This is a genomic window from Streptomyces sp. NPDC006610, from assembly GCF_040611575.1.
Taxonomy (GTDB): domain Bacteria; phylum Actinomycetota; class Actinomycetes; order Streptomycetales; family Streptomycetaceae; genus Streptomyces.
In genome coordinates, this window is the sequence record NZ_JBEXOP010000033.1 from 43,120 (window position 1) to 64,627 (window position 21,508).

Sequence of the window (21,508 nt, forward strand, 5' to 3'; positions counted from 1 at the left end):
GCATCACGCAACCGCGAGGCCCGTATGCATACCTTTGTCACCTGCACCTCCCTCTCCTTCGCTTGGTCCGACGGCACCCCCGTCTTCGAGGACCTCGACACCTCGTTCGGCCCCGGCCGGACGGGCCTCGTCGGCGTCAACGGCAGCGGGAAGTCGACCCTGTTGAAGCTGATCGCCGGGGAACTCGTCCCGGCCGACGGCGCCGTGCGCGTCACCGGCGAGATCGGTTACCTCCCGCAGAACGTCACCCAGGACACCGCCCTGCGGGTCGACGAGGCGCTCGGCATCGCGGGCCGGCGGGCGGCGCTGCACGCCATCGAGGCGGGCGACGCGTCCGTGGAGCACTTCGAGACCGTCGGCGACGACTGGGACGTGGAGGAGCGCGCCCTGGCCACCCTCGGCGAACTCGGCCTCGGCCACGTCACGCTGGACCGCACGGTCGGCGAGGTGTCGGGCGGCGAGTCGGTGCTGCTGCGGCTCGCGGCGCTGCTGCTCGCCCGCCCGGACGTGCTGCTGCTGGACGAGCCCACCAACAACCTCGACCTGTACGCCCGCCGGCGGCTGTACGCGGCCGTGGAGTCCTGGCCCGGCGTGCTGATCGTGGTCAGCCACGACCGTGAACTCCTGGAGCGGGTCGACCAGATCGCCGAACTGCGCTCCGGCTCGATCGCCTGGTACGGCGGCAACTTCTCGGCGTACGAGGAGGCCCTGGCCGTCGAACAGGAGGCGGCGGAACGCATGGTGCGCGCCGCCGAGGGCGATCTGCGCAAGCAGAAGCGCGAGTTGACCGAGGCCCAGGTCAAACTGGCCCGCCGCAGGCGGTACGGCCAGAAGATGTGGGACCAGAAACGGGAGCCGAAGATCGTCATGGGCGCCCGCAAACGCGCGGCCCAGGAGTCCGCGGGCAAGCACCGCATCCTGCACGAGGAGAAGCTCGCCGAGGCCCGCGAGCGGCTCGACGAGGCGGCGCAGGCCGTACGGGACGACGACGAGATCCGCGTCGACCTGCCGCACACCGCCGTCCCCGCGGGCCGGACCGTGCTCACCCTGCGCGACCTCGAACTGGCCCACGGGGCACGCGTGGAGGGCGGTCTCGATGTGCACGGGCCCGAGCGGATCGCGCTGATCGGGCGCAACGGCGCCGGCAAGACGACGCTGCTGCGCACCGTGGCCGGTGAGCTGGCGCCGGTGGCGGGCGAGGCGACGGCGCATGTGCCGCTGCGGTTCCTGCCGCAGCGCCTCGACGTGCTGGACGACGGGCTCACGGTCGCCGAGAACGTCGCCCGGTTCGCGCCGGGAGCCACCGACAACCGGATCCGGGCGCGGCTGGCCCGCTTCCTGTTCCGGGGCGCGCGGGCCGACCAGAGGGCGGCGACGCTGTCGGGCGGCGAGCGGTTCCGGGCGGCGCTGGCCGCGCTGATGCTGGCCGAGCCCGCCCCGCAGCTGCTGATGCTGGACGAGCCGACGAACAATCTCGACATGGCGAGCGTCCGGCAGCTCACCACGGCCCTGGAGTCGTACGAGGGGGCGCTGATCGTGGCCGGCCACGACCTGCCGTTCCTGGAGTCGATCGGCATCACCCGGTGGCTGCTGCTGGAGGACGGGCGCCTGACCGAAGCGGAAGGAGCGATTCTGTCCGAGAATGGTCCCGCGTAGGACCCGCCCGACGACCGATGCGATACGGAGACCCACTCGTGCCCAGCAAGAAGGCCCTGGTCCGCCGTCCCGGCCCCCGACTGGCCGAAGGACTCGTCACCCACGTCGAGCGGACGGAGGTGGACGCCGGCCTCGCGCGGGAGCAGTGGGAGGCGTACGTCGGGGCCCTGGCCGACCACGGCTGGCAGACCGTCGAGGTCGAGCCGGCCGACGACTGCCCGGACGCCGTGTTCGTGGAGGACACGGTGGTCGTGTACCGCAACGTCGCGCTGATCGCCCGCCCGGGCGCCGAGGCGCGGCGCGCGGAGACGGCGGGCGTGGAGGAGGCGGTGGCGTCCCTCGGCTGCTCGGTCAACTGGATCTGGGAGCCGGGCACCCTCGACGGCGGCGACGTGCTGAAGGTCGGCGACACGGTGTACGTCGGCCGCGGCGGGCGCACCAACGCGGCCGGCGTGCAGCAGGTGCGGGCGGCCTTCGAACCGCTCGGGGCGCGGGTGGTGGCCGTGCCGGTGAGCAGGGTGCTGCATCTGAAGTCGGCGGTCACGGCGCTGCCCGACGGGACGGTGATCGGGCACGTCCCGCTGACGGACACGCCGTCGCTCTTCGGTCGTTTCCTGCCGGTGCCGGAGGAGTCCGGGGCCCATGTGGTGCTGCTCGGCGGCGACAAGCTGCTGATGGCGGCGAGCGCGCCGAAGACGGCGGAACTGTTCGCCGACCTCGGCTACGAGCCGGTCGTCGTCGACATCAGCGAGTTCGAGAAGCTGGAAGGCTGTGTGACATGTCTCTCGGTGCGGCTGCGGGAGCTGTACGCCTGACCGGGTGAAACCGATGCGTCGAAGCCCCGGGACCTGCGTGCCCCGGGGATTTTCGGCATACCCGCGCGCGTGGGGGAAACCCGGTCGGCGACTCGGGCAAGGTCCTTTACAGCGCACTTAACCTACGGCAACGTAACCTACGGGTTCGTAGCCTACGATCCCGTAGGTTCCCGGCGCCTCCCGCCGGACTGTTCGACGTAGTCCCACGTCCCACTGGAGTATCTGTGACGATCACCTCTCCTCACCTCGGCAGCTCTTCCGCCTGGACCGACGCGCGGCTGCTGTACGCCCTGGAGGAAGTGGTCGAGAACGAACTCAACCGGCATCTGAAGGTCGCCAAGGACTGGATGCCGCACGAGTACGTTCCCTGGACCGACGGCCGCAACTTCCCCGGTTTCTTCGAGGACGGCGAGGCCTGGGAGAAGGAGCAGTCCAAGGTCACCGAGATCGGCCGCATCGCGCTCGTGGTCAATCTCCTCACCGAGGACAACCTGCCCAGCTACCACCACGAGATCGCCAGCCTCTTCGGCCGCGACGGCGCCTGGGGCACCTGGGTGCACCGCTGGACCGCGGAGGAGGGCCGGCACGGCATCGTGATGCGCGACTACCTGCTCACCTCGCGCGCGGTGGACCCGGACAAGCTGGAGCAGTTCCGGATGTCCCACATGAGCGAGGGCTTCGAGTCGGACAACCGCCACTCGATGCTGCACTCGGTCGCCTACGTCGCCTTCCAGGAGCTCGCCACCCGCATCTCGCACCGCAACACCGGCCACCAGTCGGGCGACCCGGTATGCGACCGGATGCTGGCGCGCATCGCCACCGACGAGAACCTGCACATGGTGTTCTACCGCAACCTGCTCAAGGCGGCGTTCGAGCTGGCGCCGGACCTGACGATGCAGGCGGTGCGGGACGTGGTGGTCAACTTCCGGATGCCCGGCCACGGCATTCCCGGCTTCGAGCGGGCCGCCGCGCAGATGGCCATCGGCGAGGTCTACAACCTGCGCATCCACCACGACGACGTGCTCCAGCCGGTCCTGCGCCACCTGAAGGTCCTGGAGATCGACGGTCTCGGCCCGGAGGGCCTGCAGGCCCAGGAGGAGCTGGGGCTGTACATGGGCGGCCTGGACGCGGAGGCCCGGAAGTTCGACGAGAAGCTCGCCGCGCGCAAGGCGCGGATGGCGGCGCGCGCCGCGCTGTGACCCCGGGTCGCGGGGCCGCGGCCCGGTGACCTCAGCGGGAGGCGCGGCGCAGCTGGAGGCGTTCCTTCTCGGACAGGCCGCCCCAGACACCGAAGCGCTCGTCGTTCTCCAGGGCGTACTCCAGGCAGGCGGGGCGCATCTCGCACAGGGCGCAGATGCGCTTCGCCTCGCGTACGGAGCTGCCCGGCTCGGGGAAGAAGAAGTCGGCCCCCGTCTGGGCGCACAGGGCCTGGGCCCGCCAGGCGGCGTCGGCCGGGGTGAGGGTGTCGAAGTGCATGTCCGACATCGTGCCGGGCGGCGAAAAACGTTCGCTCAACGCGGGATCAACGCCCGTCGATGACCCCCGGCCGCTCGATCATGCCCGGGCGGTGCGGTGCGGCGCACGGCGGCGCGCGGAAGTGTGCGGGACCGCGGGCGGTGCGAGACTCGGCAGTGCAGGCAGACCGGCCCGCTTCCGAGGAGGGCGACGATGCTCACCACCCGTTTCGCCGACGGCGCCCCGAACTGGATCGACCTGGGCACCTCCGACCTCGACGCCGCCACCGCCTTCTACGGCGCCCTGTTCGGCTGGCGGTTCCGGTCGGCGGGGCCGCAGGCGGGCGGGTACGGCTTCTTCGACCTGGACGGCAGGACGGCCGCGGGCGGCATGGGGCTGCCGCCGGACCAGGGCTCGCCGTCCTGGACGGTGTACTTCCGCAGCCCCGACGCGCAGGGGACGGCCGAGGCGGTGCGGCGGGCGCACGGCAGTGTCCCGGTCGAGCCGGTGGACGTGCTGGACCGGGGCCGTATGGCGGTCCTGGCCGACCCGGCCGGTGCGGCCTTCGGGGTCTGGCAGCCGGGCCGGCTGGAGGGCCTGGACGTGCTGCGGGAGCCGGGCGCGCTGTGCTGGGTCGAGCTGTACACGCCGGACGTCGCGGCGGCGGCCGCCTTCTACCAGGCGGCGCTGGGCCTGGAGACGGCGGCCGTGACGTTCCCCGGCGGCACCTACACCACCGTCAATCCGGCCGGCGCCGGCGAGGACGCCATGTTCGGCGGCCTGGTCCCGTTCGCGGACGACCCCGCCGGGGCCGAGGCCGGACCGCACTGGCTGCCGTACTTCGAGGTGCTGAACCCGGACGCGACGGTTGCTCTGGCACGGGAGCTGCACGGCACGGTCCACCTGCCCCCGACCGACATCCCGGACGTGGGCCGCATCGCCCGCCTCGCCGACCCGTCCGGCGCCCGCTTCGCGGTGATCCGCAGCGAACCCGGGCAGGGCTGAGGGACGCCGGCAGGCCTACGCCGAGGAGCGCTGCACCAGGGTGGTGGGCAGGACCACGCCCGTCCCGGCGGGCTCAGGAGGCTCGGCGGGGCTCTGGCGGGCCAGGCGGCGCAGGAGCAGGCGGGCCATCAGCCGGCCCATCTCCTCGATGTCCTGGCGGACCGTGGTGAGCGGGGGGTCGGTCTGCTCGGCGACGGTGACCATGTCGTCGAAGCCGATCACGGCGACGTCGCCGGGCACCCGGCGGCCGTGCTCGCGCAGCACCCGCAGCGCGCCCGAGGCCATCAGGTCGTTGGCCGCGAAGACGGCGTCGAGATCGGGGCGGCGCCGCAGCAGTTCGCGCATCGCCCGCTCGCCGCCGGCGGGCGTGAAGTCGCCCTCGGCGACCAGCTGCGGGTCGGCGTCGCCCACGACGTCGCGGTAGCCGTCGAGCCGGTCCACCGCCGAGGTCTGGTCGAGGGTCCCGGCGATGTGCGCGATCCGGGTGCGGCCGAGGCCCGCCAGATGGCGCACCGCCGCGCGCGCCCCGCCCCGGTTGTCGCTGTCGACGTACACCGCGTCGCCGGGGCCGTCGCCCCAGCCAGGCCGCCCGCCGAACACGGTCGGCAGTCCCGCGCCCCGGATCAGTCCAGGCAGTGCGTCGTCCAGGTGCAGGGAGAACACCAGCACCCCGTCGACGTGCCCGCCGGCCAGGTAGCGGCCGACGCGGGCGTGGTCGTCGCGGCCCTCGGTCAGCAGCAGCACCAACTGGTTGTCGTGGGCGGTCAGTTCCTTGCTGATGCCGCGCAGCTGGAGCCCGAAGAACGGGTCGGCGAAGACCCTGGACTCCGGTTCGGCGATGACCACGGCGACCGCGTCGTGCCGCCTGGTGACCAGACTGCGCGCCGCCTGGTTGGGGACGTACCCGAGTTCCTCGACCGCGCGCCGCACCCGCTGGGCCAGCGGCTCGCGCACCCCGTCCCCGCCGTTGACGACCCGGGACGCGGTGGCCCGGGACACTCCCGCGCGCTCGGCCACGGCCTCCAGCGTGGGACGCGACACTGCCTCGGTCACTTCGGGACTCCTCATCGGCGGCTGCGGATCAGGATAGCCGCGGGCGGGAGGAGCGGTGGGGGGAGCCGGCGTTCAGGACCCCTCGGTGGGCGCCCCGCCCTTGCGGGCCCGGCTCGGCTGGACCCGGGTCGGCTCGCCCGGCATCTTCGGGTACTCGGGCGGATACGGCAGATCCCCGAGGCCGTGGTCGTGCTCGTCGCGCCGGGCCAGCTCCAGCAGGGCGTCGAGGGAGAAGGCGTGGTCGTCCATGTCGGCGTGCACGTCGCCGAGTTCGGCGAAGCGCCCCGGCATCGTCGCCAGGTCGAAGTCCTGCGGGTGGGCGACGCCGACCTCGTCCCAGCGCAGCGGCGCGGAGACGGGGGCGTGCGGGCGGGGCCGTACGGAGTAGGCGGAGGCGATGGTCCGGTCGCGGGCCGTCTGGTTGTAGTCCAGGAAGATCTTCCGACCGCGTTCCTCCTTCCACCACTTGATGGTGACCATGTCCGGCATCCGGCGCTCCATCTCGCGGCCCACGGCGATGGCGGCGCGCCGGACCTGGGTGAAGGTCCAGCGCGGCTCGATGGGCACGAAGACGTGCAGTCCGCGCCCGCCGGAGGTCTTGGGCCAGCCGCGCAGTCCGCCGAACTCCTCCAGCACGGCGCGCAGTTCGTGCGCGGCACGGGCGGCGTCGTCGTAATCGGTGCCGGGCTGCGGGTCGAGGTCGATGCGCAGTTCGTCGGGGCTGTCGACGTCGCCGCGGCGGACCGGCCACGGATGGAAGGTCAGCGTGCCGTACTGGGCGGCCCACACCACGGCGCCCTCCTCGGTCGGGCACATCTCGTCGGCGGTGCGTCCGCTGGGGAAGGTGATGTGCGCCGTGGGGATCCAGTCGGGCATGTTCTTCGGGGCGCGCTTCTGGAAGAAGGACTCGCCGGTGACGCCGTCCGGGTAGCGCTCCAGCGTCGTGGGCCGGTCGCGCAGGGAGCGCAGGATGCCGGGGCCGACGGCCCGGTAGTAGAGCGCGAGGTCCAGCTTGGTGAATCCGCGTTCCGGGAAGAACACCTTGTCCGGGCTGGACAGCCGTACCGTCCGCCCGCCCACGTCGAGTTCCACCGCGTCACCCATGCGAGCCACGGTAGGCGCGGCGAGCACACCTCGCACACCGGGCGAAGCGGACGGACCGGGCGCAGAATCGAGCCATGGATCTGCCGGTGATGCCGCCCGTCAAGCCGATGCTCGCCAAGTCCGTGGCGAAGATCCCGCCGGGCATGCACTACGAGGCCAAGTGGGACGGGTTCCGGGCGATCGTGTTCCGGGACGGGGACGAGGTCGAGCTGGGCAGCCGCACCACGAAGCCGCTGACCAGGTATTTTCCCGAGCTGGTGACGGCGCTGAAGGAGCGGGTGCCCGAGCGGTGCGTGCTGGACGGGGAGATCGTGATCGCCCGGGAGGGACGGCTGGACTTCGACGCGCTGACCGAGCGGATCCACCCGGCCGAGTCCCGGGTGCGGACGCTGGCCGGGCGGACGCCGTCGTCCTTCGTCGCCTTCGACCTGCTGGCGCTGTACGACGAGCCGCTGCTGGACGTGCCGCTCACCGACCGGCGGGCGCTGCTGGAGCGGGCGCTGGCGGGGGTGACGGCGCCGGTGCACGTGGCGCCCGCGACGACCGACGTCGAGGTGGCGCGGCGGTGGTTCGAGCAGTACGAGGGGGCCGGCCTCGACGGGGTGGTCGCCAAGCCGCTCGACCTGCGCTACCGGCAGGACGAACGGGCCATGTTCAAAGTCAAGCACGAGCGGACGGCGGACGTCGTGGTCGCCGGGTACCGGCTGCACAAGAGCGGCCCCGTCGTCGGCTCGCTGCTGCTCGGGCTGTTCGACGAGGGCGGCAGGCTGCAGCACGTCGGGGTGTCCGCCGCGTTCCCGATGAAGCGGCGGGCGGAGCTGGTGGAGGAACTGGAGCCGCTGCGGATGGAGGACGTGGCGGGGCATCCGTGGGCGGCGTGGGCCGAGGAGGCGGCGCACGAGTCGGCGCGGCTGCCGGGCGCGCCGAGCCGCTGGTCGGGCAAGAAGGACCTGTCGTGGGTGCCGCTGCGGCCGGAGCGGGTCGCGGAGGTGGCGTACGACCACATGGAGAACGGGGCGCGGTTCCGGCACACGGCCCGCTTCCGCCGCTGGCGGCCGGACCGTGCGCCGGAGAGCTGCACGTACGCCCAGCTGCAGGAGCCGGTGCGCTACGACCTGGCGGAGATCCTCGCCCCGCCGCGGTGACGCCCCCGTTCCCAAGGCAGGCCCTGGTCCGCGGGGCGCCTCGGCGCGTCCGGCCGGACGCCCGGCCCCGACCGCGCACCCGGCCCCGTATCGTCCCGTGGCCGGCCGGCTCGGGGTCCGCCCGGCTCACGGCCGCATGATCACCTTGACCGCGCCGTCCTGCTTGCGCTGGAACATCTCGTACGCGCGCGGGGCCTCGTCGAGCGGCACCCGGTGGGTGGCGAAGTCGTCGACGCCGAGCGGGTCCTCGTCGGTGAGGTAGGGGATGATCTCGTCGCTCCAGCGGCGGACGTTGGCCTGGCCCATGCGGATCTGCAGCTGCTTGTCGAACATGGTGAGCATCGGCAGCGGGTCGGCCATGCCGCCGTACACCCCGACGAGGGACAGTGTGCCGCCGCGCCGCACCAGCTCGATGGCCGTGTAGAGGGCGGCGAGCCGGTCGACGCTGAAGCGCTCGGCGAGCGGGCCGCTCAGCTTGCGGGGCAGCATCGAGGCGGCCTGCTGGGTGAACTTGGCGGCGACGCTGCCGTGCGCCTCGGTGCCCACCGCGTCGATCACGGCGTCGGGGCCGCGCCCGTCGGTCTGGTCGCGGATGGCGGCGATCAGCTCCTTCTCGCTGTCGAAGGACCGCAGGTCGAAGGTCTCCACTCCGCGCGCCCGCGCCCGCTGCAGCCGCTCCGGCACCAGGTCGACGCCGAACACCCGGCCGGCGCCGCGCACCTGGGCGACCCGGCAGGCCATGTCGCCGATCGGGCCGAGGCCGAGCACGGCGACGCTGCCGCCCTGCGGGACGTCGGCGTAGGCGACCGCCTGCCAGGCGGTCGGCAGCACGTCGGAGAGGTAGAGGAAGCGGTCGTCCGGCGGGCCCTCGGGGAGCTTGATCGGCCCGTACTGGGCCTGCGGCACCCGCAGGTACTCGGCCTGGCCGCCGGGCACCGCGCCGTACAGCCGGGTGTAGCCGAACAGGGCGGCCCCCATGCCCTCGCCGGTGACCTGCGTCGTCTCGCACTGCGTCGGCAGCGAGTTGAGGCACATCCAGCAGTTGCCGCACGCGATCTGGAACGGCACCACGACCCGGTCGCCGGCCTGGAGGTCGGGCACGCCCGCGCCGACCTCCTCGACGATGCCCATGGGTTCGTGGCCGAGGATGTCGCCCGGCGTCATGAACGGGGTGAGCACCTCGTACAGATGCAGGTCGGAGCCGCACAGCCCGGTCGAGGTGACGCGGATGACGGCGTCGGTGGGTTCCTCGATCCGTGGATCGGGCACGTTCTCCACCCGCACGTCCCGCTTGCCCTGCCACGTCACTGCCCTCATCGTCCCGTGCTCCCTCCGTCGGGTACCGGTCGTGTCGGCGGTGCGGCCCGGGTACCCGGGCCGCTTTCCGTGAACCGCCGATGAGCCGATCGGCCCACCCGAAGCGAGAAATCCTTTTTGTTCGGGTATGGCCACCGATGAAGTGATCAGCGCACAATCGATGACACGGACGGGACGGGTGGCGACGGTGGGCATGGGACGAGGAGCGCGCGTGCGGCGCGCCGCCAGGACGGCGGCGCTGCTGGCCGTCGCGACGACGGCCGTCCTGACGGCGGGCTGCACCCCGGGCGGCGGCTCCGCCGACGACGGCCGGGCCCCCGACGCCCAGCGGCGGGAGACCGCGCGGACCGCGCACTCCGTGCTCGCCGTGAAGCTGGACAACGTCCGCCGGGCCCGCCCGCACACCGGCCTGAACGCAGCGGACCTCGTCTACGTCGAGCAGGTCGAGGGCGGGCTGAGCCGGCTCATGGCGGTGTACGGCACCCGGCTGCCGGGCGCGGTCGGACCGGTGCGCAGCGCCCGGGAGACCGACCTGGAGCTGCTGCGCCAGTTCCACCGGCCGACCCTCGCCTTCTCGGGCGCGCAGCGCAAGCTGCTGCCGCTGATCGACGGGGCGCCGCTGCGCGCCGAGCCGCCCGGCCGCACGTCCGGCGCCTTCGAGCGGTCCGCCGAACGGCCCTCGCCGCACAACCTCTACGTGCGCCCCGACCGGCTGCTGCCCGCCGTGCCCGGACCGGCCGCGCTGACCACCGGCTTCACCTTCGGTCCCCCGCCCGCGGGCGGCAGGCCCGAGCCGGAGCGGACGGTGCGCTATCCGGCGGCCCGCTTCACCTTCACCTGGTCGCCGGACCACGGGCGCTACCGGGTCGCGATGGACGGCACGGACGCGGAGACCACCGACGCCGGTCCGGTGGCGGCGGGGACGGTCGTCGTGCAGTACGTGCGGATGCGGGAGTCGGAGTACCACGACTCGCTCGGCAACCGCACGCCGTATCTGGAGACGGTGGGCGAGGGCAGGGCCGAGGTGCTGCGGGACGGGCGGACGTACGAGGCCCGCTGGCAGCGACCGGATGCGGACGGCGGCACGCGGTTCACGGCGCCGGACGGCTCGCCGCTGGACTTCGCCCACGGGCAGGTGTGGGTGGTGTTCGCCGACGCCGGGTGAGGCGGCCGGGACGGCCCCGGACGGTCGTCCTCGGGCGGGTTCGCCGTGGCCGGCCACCCCGATCGGTCCGCCCCGGGCCGGTCAGCCCCGCACGGCGAAGGGCTCGGCCGGGTTGCGGAGCCCCTCGGCCGCGTCCGCGACCCGGCGCAGCAGCTGGAGGAACTGGGCCTGCTCCGGCACCGAGAGCGGGGCGAGGAAGAGTGCCCGGAGGCCGTGCTGGCCGCGCTGCGGGCCCACTTCGGCCCGGCCGCGGGGCGGGGCATGGAGGTACGGCGGCAGGTGCTCGGCGACGCCCACGTGGATCGGGTCCAGGCGCGGCAGACGCCCTTCACCGCCCGTTTCCAGGACTTCGTCTCCCGCTACGCCTGGGGCGAGATCTGGACCGACCCGACGCTCAGCCGCCGCGAGCGCAGCATGATCACGCTGACCGCGCTGGTGGCGCACGGCCACGACGAGGAGCTGGCCATGCACGTCAGGGCGGCGCGCCGCAATGGGCTGACCCCCGAGGAGATCGGCGCGGTGCTGCTGCAGACGGCCGTGTACTGCGGGGTGCCCGCGGCCAACTCGGCGTTCGCGGCGGCCCAGCGGGTGCTGGCCCAGGAGGACGACGGCCGGCCGTGAGCGCGGTCAGACGAGGCCGGGGACGCCCTCCAGCTCGGCCAGTCCCTCGCGGGCCCGGGTGACCAGGCCGTCCGCCCCGCACGAACGGGCCAGGGTGAGGCCGCGGTTGAGTTCGGCGCCGGAGCGGGCGGCCAGGCCGTACTCGATGCGGGCGGCGGCGTGCTCGTACTGGCAGGGCGAGGCCTCCAGGTAGGTGACCGCCTGGGCGGCCAGGCGCACCTTGCGCGGGCCGGTCTCCAGGGCGGCGGCGCAGCGCAGGGCCTCGCCTATCGCGGTGTCGGTGCCGAACCGCTCGGCCTGGCGGCGGGCGTCGGCCGCGAGGCCGGCCGCGCGGGCCGGGTCCTGCCCGGCGAGGGCGAGCGCGAGGTCGACGGCCCAGGGCGCCAGGACCGGATTGTGGCCGCCGCGGGCCGTCGCCGCCTTCTCCGCCGCCTCCAGTTCGTTGATCCCGTCCTCGGTGCGGCCCACGGCGAGCAGCAGCCTGCCGCGCACGCAGTGGGTGTCGGGCAGCACGATCGTGGACGGGTAGGGCGGGGCGAAACCGTAGGTCTCGGCGGTCTCCCACGCCTCCTGGACGCGCCCGCGGGCCAGCAGCACGTCGACCAGCCCGCACGTCGCCGACCAGTACAACGGCAGTCCCCGCCCGACGCGTTCGGCGAGCCGCACCGACTCGCGCAGCACGCTCTCCGCGTCCTTCAGCCGGCCCTGGCGGCGGAAGGCGAGGCCGAGGAAGGCGTTGGCCAGCGCGAGGTGGCCGCCGCTCCAGCCGGCGGTGGTGTAGACGCGCAGGGCCTCGGCGAAGAGGTTCTCGGCGCGGTCGAGCCGGTCGGCGTAGGCATAGCAACTGCCGAGCATCATCAGCAGTTCCACGCCCCACTCGGTGTCGGTCCAGCCGAGCCCGGGCGCCAGCCGGCCGTTGACCAGGGCGCGGTCGCAGACCTGGGCGACCTCTTCCGCGTTCTCGCCGTGGGTCATGGCGTCGAAGCCGCGCAGGATGAGCAGGGCGCGCTCGGAGTTGTCCCGGCCGGTGCAGGTGGCGGCGAGCGCGGCGAGCCGCTCGGAGCGGGCCGGGGTGGCGCACTCGCCGGCGTGGATCCCCTCCCACATGTACTGAACGGCCCGCAGCCGCAGCCGGTCGGGCCCCTCCTCCAGCCGCGCGGCCTCGGCCTCGACCGTGCGCACGGCCTGGTCCAGCTGGTTGTTGTGGACCAGGGCCTGGGACAGGCGGAAGACGGCGTCGACGCGGGCGTGGCCGTCGAGGCCCGGCACGGCGAGCGCGCTGCGCAGGTGCTCGATGGTCGTGGCGGGCGCGGTCAGCAGGGTGGCGCAGCCCAGTTCGTAGAGCACACGCGCGCGGACCTCCGCACGCGGCGGCTCCTCCAGGGCGCGCTCCAGGCAGCGCCGGGCGGCGTCCGGCGCGCCGACGGCGAGGTGTTCGCGGGCGGCCTCGCGCAGTTGGTCGACGACGTCGGCGTCGTCGTCGGGGTGGACCTTGAGCAGATGGCGGGAGGCCGCCGCCGCGCCGAATCCGGAGTCGGCGACGATCTGGGCGGCGATGCCGTGCATGGCGGTGCGCAGCGCCTCGGGGATGGAGTTGTAGACGGCGGTGGCGATCAGCGGGTGGACGAACTCCAGGTCGCCGTCGCCGCGGCGGGAGGTCGCCGGGTCGGGCGTGGTCAGGATGCGGGCGCGGCGCAGGAGTTCGGCGCAGCCGACGGCCTCCTCGCGGCCCATGGTGGCGAGCCGGGCGACCAGGTCGACGGAGATGCCGGCGCCGAGGATGGCGGCGGCCCAGGCGAACCGGGTGGCGTTGATGCCGAGTTCCTCGAGCCGCTCGACGAGGCCGCCGCCGCGGGCCGAGCGGTTGAGGGCGCGCAGTTCGCCGGCCGAGCCCTCGGTGGGCTGCATCTCGCTGTCGCGCACCTTGGCGAGGAGTTCGACGGTGTCGTAGGGGTTGCCCGCGGTGACGGCCCACACCTCGCGGCAGAACGCGTCGTCGGCGTGCTCCCCGACGGTGGCGCGGGTGAGCCCCGCGGTGGCGGCCGGGGTGAGGGCGTTCAGGTCGGTGACGGAGCGGCCCGCGGCGGCGACCGCCTCCAGGTGGGCGGCGCACTCGCCGGCGGCCTCGCCGGGCCTGCGGGCCACCACGAGCAGCACGGACAGGTCGGCGGGCCGTTCGGCGAACGCCGCGAGCCAGCGCAGCGTCTCCTGGTCGGCCCAGTGGGCGTCGTCGACGAGCAGCACCAGCGGCCAGTCCCGCTCGGCGAGCCGGCGCACCGCGGCGACCAGACCGTCGCACACGCCCTGCGGGTCGGCCCGCCGCTCGCCGGGGTCGGCGATGCCGAGGGCGGGGCCGGCGATGTCGTACCAGTCGCCGAGGTACTCGCGGGCCTCCTCGGGGTGCAGCGACACCAGCGCGGGCTGCAGCAACTGCCGTACGACGTTGAAGGGGACGGACCGCAGGGTCTCGCCGCCGCGCGCCCACCACACGGTGCAGCCGCGCTCCTCCGCCATCCGGCGGGTCTGCGCGAGCAGCGCGGTCTTGCCGAGGCCGGCCTCGCCGGTGAACATCAGCAGGCCGCCCGAGGAGGAGCGGTCGGCGCACAGGTCGTCGACCGCCCGGGCGATCACGGCCAGTTCCTGCTCCCGCTCCCACAGGGAAGCCGAGGCGGCCGCCACCGGCCCTGCCTCCGTCATCCCGCTACCTCCCCGAGTCGCCCGAACGACGTACAGGGCGAGCGTAGCCCTCCGGACCGGCCGTGGGAGGGTCCTCGCGGCGAGTCTTGCCATCTCGGGTGACCTGCGGTAGACACCGCGCCACGCCGGACTCAACGGCCCCCCGTGCGGCCGGAGTCCGGTCGGCGGGGCATCCCTCTCATCCGGCTTTCACCGACGCCTCATACGGTGGGCACATGACGCAGGCGACTCCTCCCGGGTGGTACCCCGACCCCGGGCAGACAAGTGACGGTCCCGCCACCGAGCGCTGGTGGGACGGCAAGGCATGGACGGACCAGGTCCGTCCCTCGGGGCAGGCCTCCCCCTGGAGCGCCCCGGCGGGCACTCCGGCGAGTCCTCCGGCGGGTTCTCCCGCGGGCTCCCCGGCCTCGGCCGGGACGGCTCCGGCCCACCCGGCGTACTCCGCCCAGCCGGGGACCCCCGCCCAGCCCGGGACGCCCGCACAGCCGGGGGCTCCGACCCTGCCGGGCCATCCGGGTTACCCCGCCCATCCGGCGGCCGGTTCCGCCTACCCGGGAGGTCCCGCATTTCCCGGAGGTCCCGCGTATCCCGGGGGCCCCGCCTACCCCGGCGGTCCCGCCCAGCCCGGCTACCCGGGGGCCCCGGAGTACCTGTCGGGGTATCCGGGGCAGCCGCAGGGCTCGGGCAAGCGGGGGCTGCGCACCGGCATAGCCGCGGCGGTGGCCGTCGCGGTGCTGGCGAGCATCGGCGTCGGCGTGTTCGTGCTGACCCGTGACGACGGCGACGACGCGAACCGCGCCGACTCCGCGCAGAGCCAGGACCGGGACCGCCCGGACGGGTCGGGCGGGCAGGAGGACGGGCCGTTCGGCGACCCGGGCGGCCCGGACGGCGGCGACGGATCCGAGGAGGAGTCGCCCGACTCCGAGGACCCGGACACGGGGCCGCAGGTCGAGGGCGGCGGCACGGTCTCCGACGGGACCAACGGCATCAGCATCACGGTGCCGGACGGCTGGACCGGCACCTCCATGGCCATGGGCGCGCAGCTCAGCTCCGACGACACCTACGACTGCCCCGGCGACACCTCCAAGACCTGCACCAAGGGCGGCGCCTACTCGGCGCCCGCCGAGGCGCTGGGCGCGAAGGGCTCCACGGCCGAGGCGATCGCCAAGGGCGACATCGCCGCGAACGCCGAGGAGTCCTACGGCGGCACCACCTACGGCGCGATCACCTCGCACAAGGTGCTGGCCTCCAAAGCGGTGACGGTCGCCGGGCAGAAGGGCTACCTGGTCCGCTGGAAGGCGATCACCAGCAAGGGCGCCGACGGCTACGTCCAGTCGCTCGCGTTCCCGTCGCCGACGAACCCCGACCGGATGGTGCTGCTCCGCGTCGGTCTGGACGCCGACCAGAAGGTGTCCCTGATCGACGACATGGTCAAGGGCATCAAGACGTACTCCGGCGGCGGCAGCGGCCAGAACGTCTGACGCCCGCCGGCACGGTCCCCGGCCCGCTCGGTTCGGCCGGGTGGGACGCTCCCGCGCTCACGGAGGGTCCCACCCGGCCGGGGGTGCGCCGCCCCCGTCCCCACGGTGCGGCGCCGGCGGGCCGGCCGTCCGGTCATCCCTCGGACGACGGCCCACGTTCGGTACGGGCCGTCCGCCTCACCCGGGTCGTGCGAGGCCCAGCGCCGGCAGTACGGCGGCCTCCACGAAGCGCAGCAGATAGTCCTCGTCGGCGTCCCTGCCCTCCAGCACGGGCCTCACCCGCACCATGGCGAGGATCTGCGCGGGAACGTACGGCAGCGCCGGGTGGTCGGCGGCGATCTCCCCGCGCTCCGCCCCGCGCCGCAGGATCCGCTCGATCTCGCCGACCTCGGGCTCCACCAGCGCCTCGCGCAGCGCCTGGGCGAGCTCCCGGTCCTCCAGCACCGCCAGCCCCAGCGCCTGGAGCAGCCGCGTGTCCCGGGCCGCCAGCTCGCCGGCCCGCCGCGCCGCCTCCCGCAGGTCCCCGGCCAGGCTGCCCGTGTCGATGCCCTCGAAGGTGGCCCGGCGGCGGGAGCGCAGGGCCGCCGCGACGAACTGCGGCTTGGTCCGCCACTGCCGGTACAGCGTGGACTTGCTGCACCGTGTGCTGGCGGCGATGCCGTCCATGGTGACGGCGTCGTAGCCGCACGCGCGGATCTGTTCGAGGACGGCGTCGAAGAACTCCTGCTCGCGCTCGCGCGTCAGCTTGGAGCGGCGCGAGGCGCCGACCGTCTCCGGTCGGTCCGCGGCCCGCGGCGTCATCGCTCCGTCCCCTCGCTCGCGTCCTGTGTCCCACGTCATCGATACGCCAGTGTACCGCTACACGAACGTATCGGTACACTCCCGTATCGGAACGAGTTCGTATCGGAACGAGGTCGTACCGGTACGCACCACCGTCAGCGAAGGGGCCGGGATGAATGCCCGCACCGATTCCGCGCGGCCACGCCTGATCCCCGAGTTCTTGCTGGTCGCAGGGCTCTTCCTGGTCTACAAGCTCGGCCGGCTGGCCGCCGTGGGCCAGCACGGCGAGGCCTACCGCAACGCACACCGCGTCTGGGACCTGGAGCGGGCACTGCGGCTGCCCGGCGAGGGCGCGGTGCAGTCGGCTCTGCTGCACGGCGACGCCCTGACGCACCTGGCGAACGCCTACTACGCCGCCGTCCACTTCCCGGCGACCGCCGCCTTGCTGGTCTGGCTGTACCTCCGGCGCCCCGGCCACTACCGCTGGGCCCGCCGCGCCCTGGCCGTCCTGACCGCCGCCGCGCTGGTGCTGCATCTCGTGTTCCCGCTGGCCCCGCCCCGGCTGCTCGCGGCGACGGGACTGGTGGACACGGCGCGGGTGTACGGGCCGTCGGTGTACGGCTCCCCGTCCGCGGACACGCTGTCGAACCAGTTCGCCGCGATGCCCTCGCTGCACTTCGGCTGGGCCCTCATGCTGGCGATCGGCCTGATCGTCGCCACCCGGTCGCGGTGGCGGTGGCTGTGGCTGCTGCATCCCCTGGTGACGCTGCTGGTGATCGTGGAGACGGCGAACCACTTCTGGCTCGACGCGGTGGCGGCGGCGCTGCTGCTGGGCGGGACGCTGGCCGTGGTCGGCCCGCCGCGGCGCACGGCACGGGACGCGACGGGCGGTGCGCGGACGGCCGTACCGGCGCGCCGACGGCCGCTTTCCGAGGCGGCGCTCTCGGGCCGGGCGCCTTCGGAAGCGGCGGTGTCCCCGGTGACGGTCACGGAGGCCGGGCGGTGAGCGCCACGGTCGTCGCCGTCGTGCTGTCGCTGTTCTCGGCGGTCGCGTACGCGTGCGCCGCGGTCGCCCAGGAGCGGCTGGCCGCCCGCACCGCCGGGACCGGGCTGCGGCGGGTGCTCGGGCGCGGCGCGTGGTGGCTGTCGGTGCTGCTCAACGCCGCCGGCGCGGTGCTGCACGTCGTCGCCCTGCGGTTCGGGCCGCTGACGGTGGTCCAGCCGCTGGGGGCGCTCACGCTGGTCGCGGCGGTGCCGATGGGGGCTCGGCTCGCGGGGCGGCGGGTCGGCGCGGTGGAGTGGCTCGGGACCGCGTTCACGCTCGCGGGGCTGGGGGCGCTGCTCGTCACGGCGTCCGCGCCGGCGCCCGAGGACGTGCTGACCGTGTCCGAGGCGCTGCTGGTCGCGGGTGCGGCCGCGGTGCTGGTCGGCGCGCTGGCCCGGCCCGGCGCTCGCCCCGCCCTGCGCCACGCCACCGCCTCGGGGCTGGCGTCCGGGGTCGGCTCGGCGCTGACCCAGACGGTGACGGTGGCCGCGACGGACGCGTCCGGCCCGGTGCCGAGCGGCGCGGTCGTCGTGGTGGCTGTGCTGGTGGCGGTGTTCGCGACGGGCGGCCTGCTGCTGGCGCAGACCGCCTACCGGGGCGGGCTCGGCGCGCCGCTCGCGATGGTGACCCTGACCAATCCACTGGCCGCCGCGGTGATCGGCGCCGCCCTGCTGGGCGAGCGGCTCCGGGGAGGACCGCCCGGGGTGCTGCTGGCCCTCACGGGAGCGGCGCTGGCCTCCTGGGGCGTCCTGCTGCTGTCCCGGGCGGCCCCGGATCCGCCCGCGCCCGCGTCACCGGACCCGGCGCCCGTACCGGTGGCGGCACCCGCCCGGGGGTCGACGGTCCGCAAGATGTCGTGCAGAGCCTGAAACTCCGCGACATCGGTCAGTCGCGGGGCGCCTGCGCGGTGGACCCGCGGACCACCAGCTCGGGTTCGAACAGCAGCTCGTCGGCCGGTACGGCGCTCCCGCCGATCTGCGCGTTGAGCAGCTCCACGACGGCCCGGCCCATGGCCTCGATGGGCTGGCGGACCGTGGTCAGGGGCGGCTCGGTGCAGGTCATGAAGGCGGAGTCGTCGTAGCCGACGACGGAGATGCGCCCCGGCACGTCCAGGCCCTTGCGACGCGCGGCCCGCACGGCGCCGAGGGCGAGCGGGTCACTGGCGCAGATCAGCCCGGTGACGCCCCGGTCGATGAGGCGGGACGCCGCCGCGTGCCCGCCCTCCAGGGAGAACATCGCCCGGGCGACGAACTCCTCGGGCAGCTCTCCGGCGATCGCGCGCGCGGCGTTCAGCTTGCGCGCCGAGGGCATGTGGTCGGCGGGCCCGAGCACCAGCCCGATCCGCTCGTGGCCGAGCGAGGCCAGATGGCGCCAGGCCTGCTCGACGGCGACCGCGTCGTCGCAGGACACCGCCGGGAAGCCGAGGTCCTCGATGGCCGCGTTGACCAGCACGACGGGGATGTGGCGTTCGGCGAGCAGCCGGTAGTGGTCGTGCGGGGCGTCGGCCTGGGCGTACAGACCGCCGGCGAAGACGACGCCGGAGACCTGCTGCTGCAGCAGCAGTTCCACGTAGTCGGCCTCGGAGACGCCGCCCTTGGTCTGGGTGCACAGCACCGGGGTGAGCCCGAGCTGGGCCAGCGCGCCGCCGATGACCTCGGCGAACGCGGGGAAGATGGGATTCTGCAGTTCGGGCAGGACCAGTCCGACGAGGCGGGCGCGCTCGCCGCGCAGCAGGGTGGGCCGCTCGTAGCCGAGGACGTCCAGCGCGGACAGCACCGCCAGCCGGGTGGCCTCGGAGACCCCGGGCTTGTTGTTGAGCACCCGGCTGACCGTGGCCTCGCTGACCCCGACCTTCTTGGCCACTTCCGCAAGTCGTCGTGTCATGGGGCGCAAGCGTAGCGCAAATTACGCAAACAGCTTGCGTACAGGCGGTCGCAGCCGACGTCACGACATCCGAGCCGGCCCGGCCCGACCGTGGCGCCGCCGGCGACCTGAACGCCGACGGTGCCCGGTCGGTCAGGCCTCGGGGGCGGGAACCACGCTCAGGTGGCCCGCCGCGCGGCGGTCGGTGGAGCGGCGGCGCGGTGGGGGGGCCGGGCGGCGCGCCTCGCGCAGGACCATGGTCAGCCGCGTGTACCCGAGGTCCTGGAGGGTCTTGGGCGTGTCCCCGACGAGACGGCACTCGGTGGGGCCGCGGCGCGGATCGGGGTGGAACAGGACGCGGACCGCGCCGTCGTGCTCGACGGCCGCCTCGCCGACGGTGCGGACCCAGTGCGGCAGCCCCTGGCGGAAGGCGGCCTCCATGATGGGGTCCTGGGCGATGTCCCGGCGGATCGCCTGGAGGGCGGGGTCGTGACCGTGGCGGTCCAGCGCGGCGGCGAACTGGGCCAGCATCGGCAGGCACCAGCCCGGCTCGTGCTCGCCCAGCACGCTCGCCGCGTCCGGGTGGAACAACACGAACCTGAGCAGGTTGTCGCCCGGCATCGCGGTCGGGTGCGGGCCGACTGTGCGGAACAGCGCGGCGTAGGCGCTGTTGGCCAGGACGACGTCCCAGCACCGGTCGAACACGACGGAGGGAAAGGGGACGGCCTCCAGCAGCGTCTCGTAGTCCTGGAGGTACGACTGGGCCTCGGGAGTCTCGGGGACGGACCGCAGTACGGCCCGCTGCCCTCCTGCCTGATGCGCCATCGGGAGGTCACCCCTCTTGCCTCTGCGGCCTTCTCGCGGCGCCCCGATCCTGGTGCCCCGCGGGGAGCGATGTCAACTATCGTGGCATTCGACGGCTGTTGACGGCTGAAATTGGCCACAGTTGTGGCGGGACCTGGATGTAAGTTCGAGGCACCCGCTACTCTCCGGGAAGTTCACACCCCCCACTCGTGAGAAGCGTGTGAGAGACGTAGGAGACGTGTCGGTGACCGATGGCTACGAGGTTTCGGACGCCACGGCGACGTCCGCGCTGCCGGCCGTCGTCGCCCGCGTCACCGCGCTCGCCGACCGGCTCGGCGTCCCGCACGCCGAGGTCTTCGACACCGCCCGGCTGTCCGTCGCCTGCGGCGTCCCCGAGCCCGTCGTCAAGGACCTGCTGAGCGGCCTTCCCGCGGGCGAGCCCGATGTGCAGGCGCGGTTCCTGCAACGCCTGGACCTGCTGCGCCGCACGCGGCTCAAGCCGAACGGGCGCAAGTACACGCAGCAGGAGATCGCCGACGGGGCGGGCATGTCCCGCCAGCAGGCCGGCGCCCTGATCAACGGCGACCGCCGGCCCACGATGGAGCACTGCGACGCCATCCAGCGGTTCTTCCGGGTGCACGCGGGTTTCCTGACCGCGGAGGACCCCGAGGCGCTCGCGGGCGCGCTCCAGCGCACCGAGCAGGAGTTGCTGCAGAAGCTCGCCGACCGTGAGCGGGCGGCGGCGCAGGCGGCCGACGACCCGCTGGAGCGGCTGCTCCAGGACCACGGCGTGCGCGGCATCGCCTGGCGCGCCGCCCAACTGCCCACCGACCAGCACCGCGACAAGGTCGCCGAGTGGCTGGACATGCTCCTGGAGAGCGTCAAGCGGCCCGAGTCGTGATCCTCGGGAGGACCGTGGCCTCGACAAGGACATGCGCCGCCTGTGCGGCGAATCGGTCGCGGCGCTGACGGCGCCGGCCCCGGCCCGGCCCGAGGACCTGTGGGGGGCGCTGCGCCGCGGCCGGCCGGCGGGCCGGACCGAGGCGTCGCCGGGTGTCCGGGGCCCGAGAGCCGAAGCGCTGAAGCCGCCCTTCCCGACCCCGGAACCGTCGATGCCGTGCGGGAGTTCCCGCCCCGCTGCCCGCCGTTGCCGGCGTGACGCGCCCCGGAGGCGTCCTGGGCACCGGGATTGTCAGTGGGGGACGGCAAGCTGGTGGGTCGCGCCGTTCGCTGAGGCGGCGTCATGTCGCGACGTTCGGGAGACGACCATGCCCACAGCCCTGCCGACCGACCGGGAACGCACCGCCGTACAGGCGTATCTGCGGCTGCTGCACACCGTGCGGGCCTCGCTCGACAGCGCGCCGCCCCACGGCCCGCTGCCGCCCCTCGTGCCGCCCGGCGTGCTCGCCGAAGCGGAGCGGGCCCTGGCGGACGCCGGTCTCGCCGGGAACGAGGAGGAGTTCTTCCGGCTGCTGCACCACTGGTGCCCCGAGCCCTGACCG

General features: G+C 74.1%; 19 protein-coding genes and 2 pseudogenes. 12 read left to right on the top strand and 9 right to left on the bottom strand.

Features of this window, described 5'->3' with window-relative positions; genetic code table 11:
• Positions 1–24 precede the first annotated feature (24 nt).
• The 3 genes from ABZY13_RS24400 to ABZY13_RS24410 all read left to right on the top strand — a co-directional run bounded on the left by ABZY13_RS24400 (position 25) and on the right by ABZY13_RS24410 (position 3,670).
• Positions 25–1,656 carry an ATP-binding cassette domain-containing protein gene (locus ABZY13_RS24400; protein WP_356634177.1) on the top strand — a complete coding sequence of 544 codons (1,632 nt, stop codon included), beginning with the start codon at positions 25–27 and terminating at the stop codon, positions 1,654–1,656.
• 38 nt (positions 1,657–1,694) lie between these two features.
• Positions 1,695–2,471: a dimethylargininase gene (gene ddaH / locus ABZY13_RS24405; RefSeq protein ID WP_356634179.1), complete on the top strand. Its 777-nt coding sequence runs from the start codon at positions 1,695–1,697 to the stop codon at positions 2,469–2,471.
• 224 nt (positions 2,472–2,695) lie between these two features.
• Positions 2,696–3,670, top strand: a complete 975-nt coding sequence (locus tag ABZY13_RS24410) for an acyl-ACP desaturase (RefSeq protein ID WP_356634181.1) — start codon at positions 2,696–2,698, stop codon at positions 3,668–3,670.
• A gap of 31 nt (positions 3,671–3,701) precedes the next feature.
• Here the strand turns inward: ABZY13_RS24410 and ABZY13_RS24415 are convergent, their stop codons facing one another.
• The gene (locus tag ABZY13_RS24415) at positions 3,702–3,947 is read right to left on the bottom strand and encodes a WhiB family transcriptional regulator (RefSeq protein ID WP_356634183.1); all 246 of its coding nucleotides are present in this window, start codon (positions 3,945–3,947) and stop codon (positions 3,702–3,704) included.
• 192 nt (positions 3,948–4,139) lie between these two features.
• On the opposite strand from ABZY13_RS24415, the gene ABZY13_RS24420 reads away from it, so the two are divergent.
• Positions 4,140–4,931, top strand: coding sequence for a VOC family protein (locus tag ABZY13_RS24420; protein ID WP_356634185.1), 792 nt, complete (start codon positions 4,140–4,142; stop codon positions 4,929–4,931).
• A gap of 15 nt (positions 4,932–4,946) precedes the next feature.
• Here the strand turns inward: ABZY13_RS24420 and ABZY13_RS24425 are convergent, their stop codons facing one another.
• Positions 4,947–5,984: a LacI family DNA-binding transcriptional regulator gene (locus tag ABZY13_RS24425; RefSeq protein ID WP_356634187.1), complete on the bottom strand. Its 1,038-nt coding sequence runs from the start codon at positions 5,982–5,984 to the stop codon at positions 4,947–4,949.
• A 72-nt stretch (positions 5,985–6,056) separates the two neighbouring features.
• Positions 6,057–7,088, bottom strand: coding sequence for a non-homologous end-joining DNA ligase (gene ligD, locus ABZY13_RS24430; protein WP_356634189.1), 1,032 nt, complete (start codon positions 7,086–7,088; stop codon positions 6,057–6,059).
• A 74-nt stretch (positions 7,089–7,162) separates the two neighbouring features.
• Here ligD and ABZY13_RS24435 point away from each other — a divergent pair, with 74 nt between their 5' ends.
• On the top strand, positions 7,163–8,233 hold the full coding sequence (locus ABZY13_RS24435; RefSeq protein ID WP_356634191.1) for an ATP-dependent DNA ligase: 1,071 nt from the start codon (positions 7,163–7,165) through the stop codon (positions 8,231–8,233).
• Between the two features lie 126 nt (positions 8,234–8,359).
• On the opposite strand, the gene ABZY13_RS24440 is transcribed toward ABZY13_RS24435, so the two are convergent.
• Positions 8,360–9,550 (bottom strand): zinc-dependent alcohol dehydrogenase, encoded by a 1,191-nt coding sequence (locus tag ABZY13_RS24440; RefSeq protein WP_356634193.1) that lies wholly within the window; start codon positions 9,548–9,550, stop codon positions 8,360–8,362.
• 193 nt (positions 9,551–9,743) lie between these two features.
• Between ABZY13_RS24440 and ABZY13_RS24445 the strand changes: the two genes are divergently transcribed.
• Positions 9,744–10,715, top strand: coding sequence for a DUF3048 domain-containing protein (locus ABZY13_RS24445; RefSeq protein WP_356634195.1), 972 nt, complete (start codon positions 9,744–9,746; stop codon positions 10,713–10,715).
• Positions 10,716–10,796: 81 nt separating this feature from the next.
• Here ABZY13_RS24445 and ABZY13_RS24450 read toward each other — a convergent pair.
• Positions 10,797–10,916 (bottom strand): annotated as a pseudogene (locus ABZY13_RS24450) (MarR family transcriptional regulator); the annotation flags it as partial.
• Here ABZY13_RS24450 and pcaC point away from each other — a divergent pair.
• A pseudogene (pcaC, locus tag ABZY13_RS24455) lies at positions 10,914–11,336 on the top strand (4-carboxymuconolactone decarboxylase); the annotation flags it as partial. The pseudogenes ABZY13_RS24450 and pcaC overlap by 3 nt on opposite strands.
• Before the next feature lie 6 nt (positions 11,337–11,342).
• Here pcaC and ABZY13_RS24460 read toward each other — a convergent pair.
• On the bottom strand, positions 11,343–14,033 hold the full coding sequence (locus tag ABZY13_RS24460; RefSeq protein WP_356634197.1) for an AAA family ATPase: 2,691 nt from the start codon (positions 14,031–14,033) through the stop codon (positions 11,343–11,345).
• 215 nt (positions 14,034–14,248) lie between these two features.
• Here ABZY13_RS24460 and ABZY13_RS24465 point away from each other — a divergent pair, with 215 nt between their 5' ends.
• Positions 14,249–15,514, top strand: a complete 1,266-nt coding sequence (locus ABZY13_RS24465; RefSeq protein ID WP_356634199.1) for a DUF2510 domain-containing protein — start codon at positions 14,249–14,251, stop codon at positions 15,512–15,514.
• 177 nt (positions 15,515–15,691) lie between these two features.
• Here ABZY13_RS24465 and ABZY13_RS24470 read toward each other — a convergent pair whose 3' ends face one another.
• Positions 15,692–16,315 carry a TetR/AcrR family transcriptional regulator C-terminal ligand-binding domain-containing protein gene (locus tag ABZY13_RS24470; protein ID WP_356634255.1) on the bottom strand — a complete coding sequence of 208 codons (624 nt, stop codon included), beginning with the start codon at positions 16,313–16,315 and terminating at the stop codon, positions 15,692–15,694.
• A gap of 151 nt (positions 16,316–16,466) precedes the next feature.
• Between ABZY13_RS24470 and ABZY13_RS24475 the strand changes: the two genes are divergently transcribed.
• Complete coding sequence (locus ABZY13_RS24475; protein WP_356634201.1) at positions 16,467–17,300, top strand: phosphatase PAP2 family protein; 834 nt, start codon at positions 16,467–16,469, stop codon at positions 17,298–17,300.
• Entirely contained in the window at positions 17,297–18,208 is a 912-nt protein-coding gene (locus ABZY13_RS24480; RefSeq protein ID WP_356634203.1) for a DMT family transporter, read from the top strand. The genes ABZY13_RS24475 and ABZY13_RS24480 overlap by 4 nt, the downstream gene beginning before the upstream one ends.
• Before the next feature lie 16 nt (positions 18,209–18,224).
• Here the strand turns inward: ABZY13_RS24480 and ABZY13_RS24485 are convergent, their stop codons facing one another.
• Together ABZY13_RS24485 and ABZY13_RS24490 are read right to left on the bottom strand one after the other, a co-directional pair.
• The gene (locus ABZY13_RS24485) at positions 18,225–19,223 is read right to left on the bottom strand and encodes a LacI family DNA-binding transcriptional regulator (protein ID WP_356634205.1); all 999 of its coding nucleotides are present in this window, start codon (positions 19,221–19,223) and stop codon (positions 18,225–18,227) included.
• Between the two features lie 132 nt (positions 19,224–19,355).
• The gene (locus ABZY13_RS24490; protein ID WP_356634207.1) at positions 19,356–20,027 is read right to left on the bottom strand and encodes a hypothetical protein; all 672 of its coding nucleotides are present in this window, start codon (positions 20,025–20,027) and stop codon (positions 19,356–19,358) included.
• 223 nt (positions 20,028–20,250) lie between these two features.
• On the opposite strand from ABZY13_RS24490, the gene ABZY13_RS24495 reads away from it, so the two are divergent.
• Both ABZY13_RS24495 and ABZY13_RS24500 read left to right on the top strand, forming a co-directional pair.
• The gene (locus ABZY13_RS24495; RefSeq protein ID WP_356634257.1) at positions 20,251–20,907 is read left to right on the top strand and encodes a helix-turn-helix transcriptional regulator; all 657 of its coding nucleotides are present in this window, start codon (positions 20,251–20,253) and stop codon (positions 20,905–20,907) included.
• Between the two features lie 367 nt (positions 20,908–21,274).
• Positions 21,275–21,505 (top strand): hypothetical protein, encoded by a 231-nt coding sequence (locus ABZY13_RS24500; protein WP_356634209.1) that lies wholly within the window; start codon positions 21,275–21,277, stop codon positions 21,503–21,505.
• Positions 21,506–21,508: the final 3 nt, after the last annotated feature.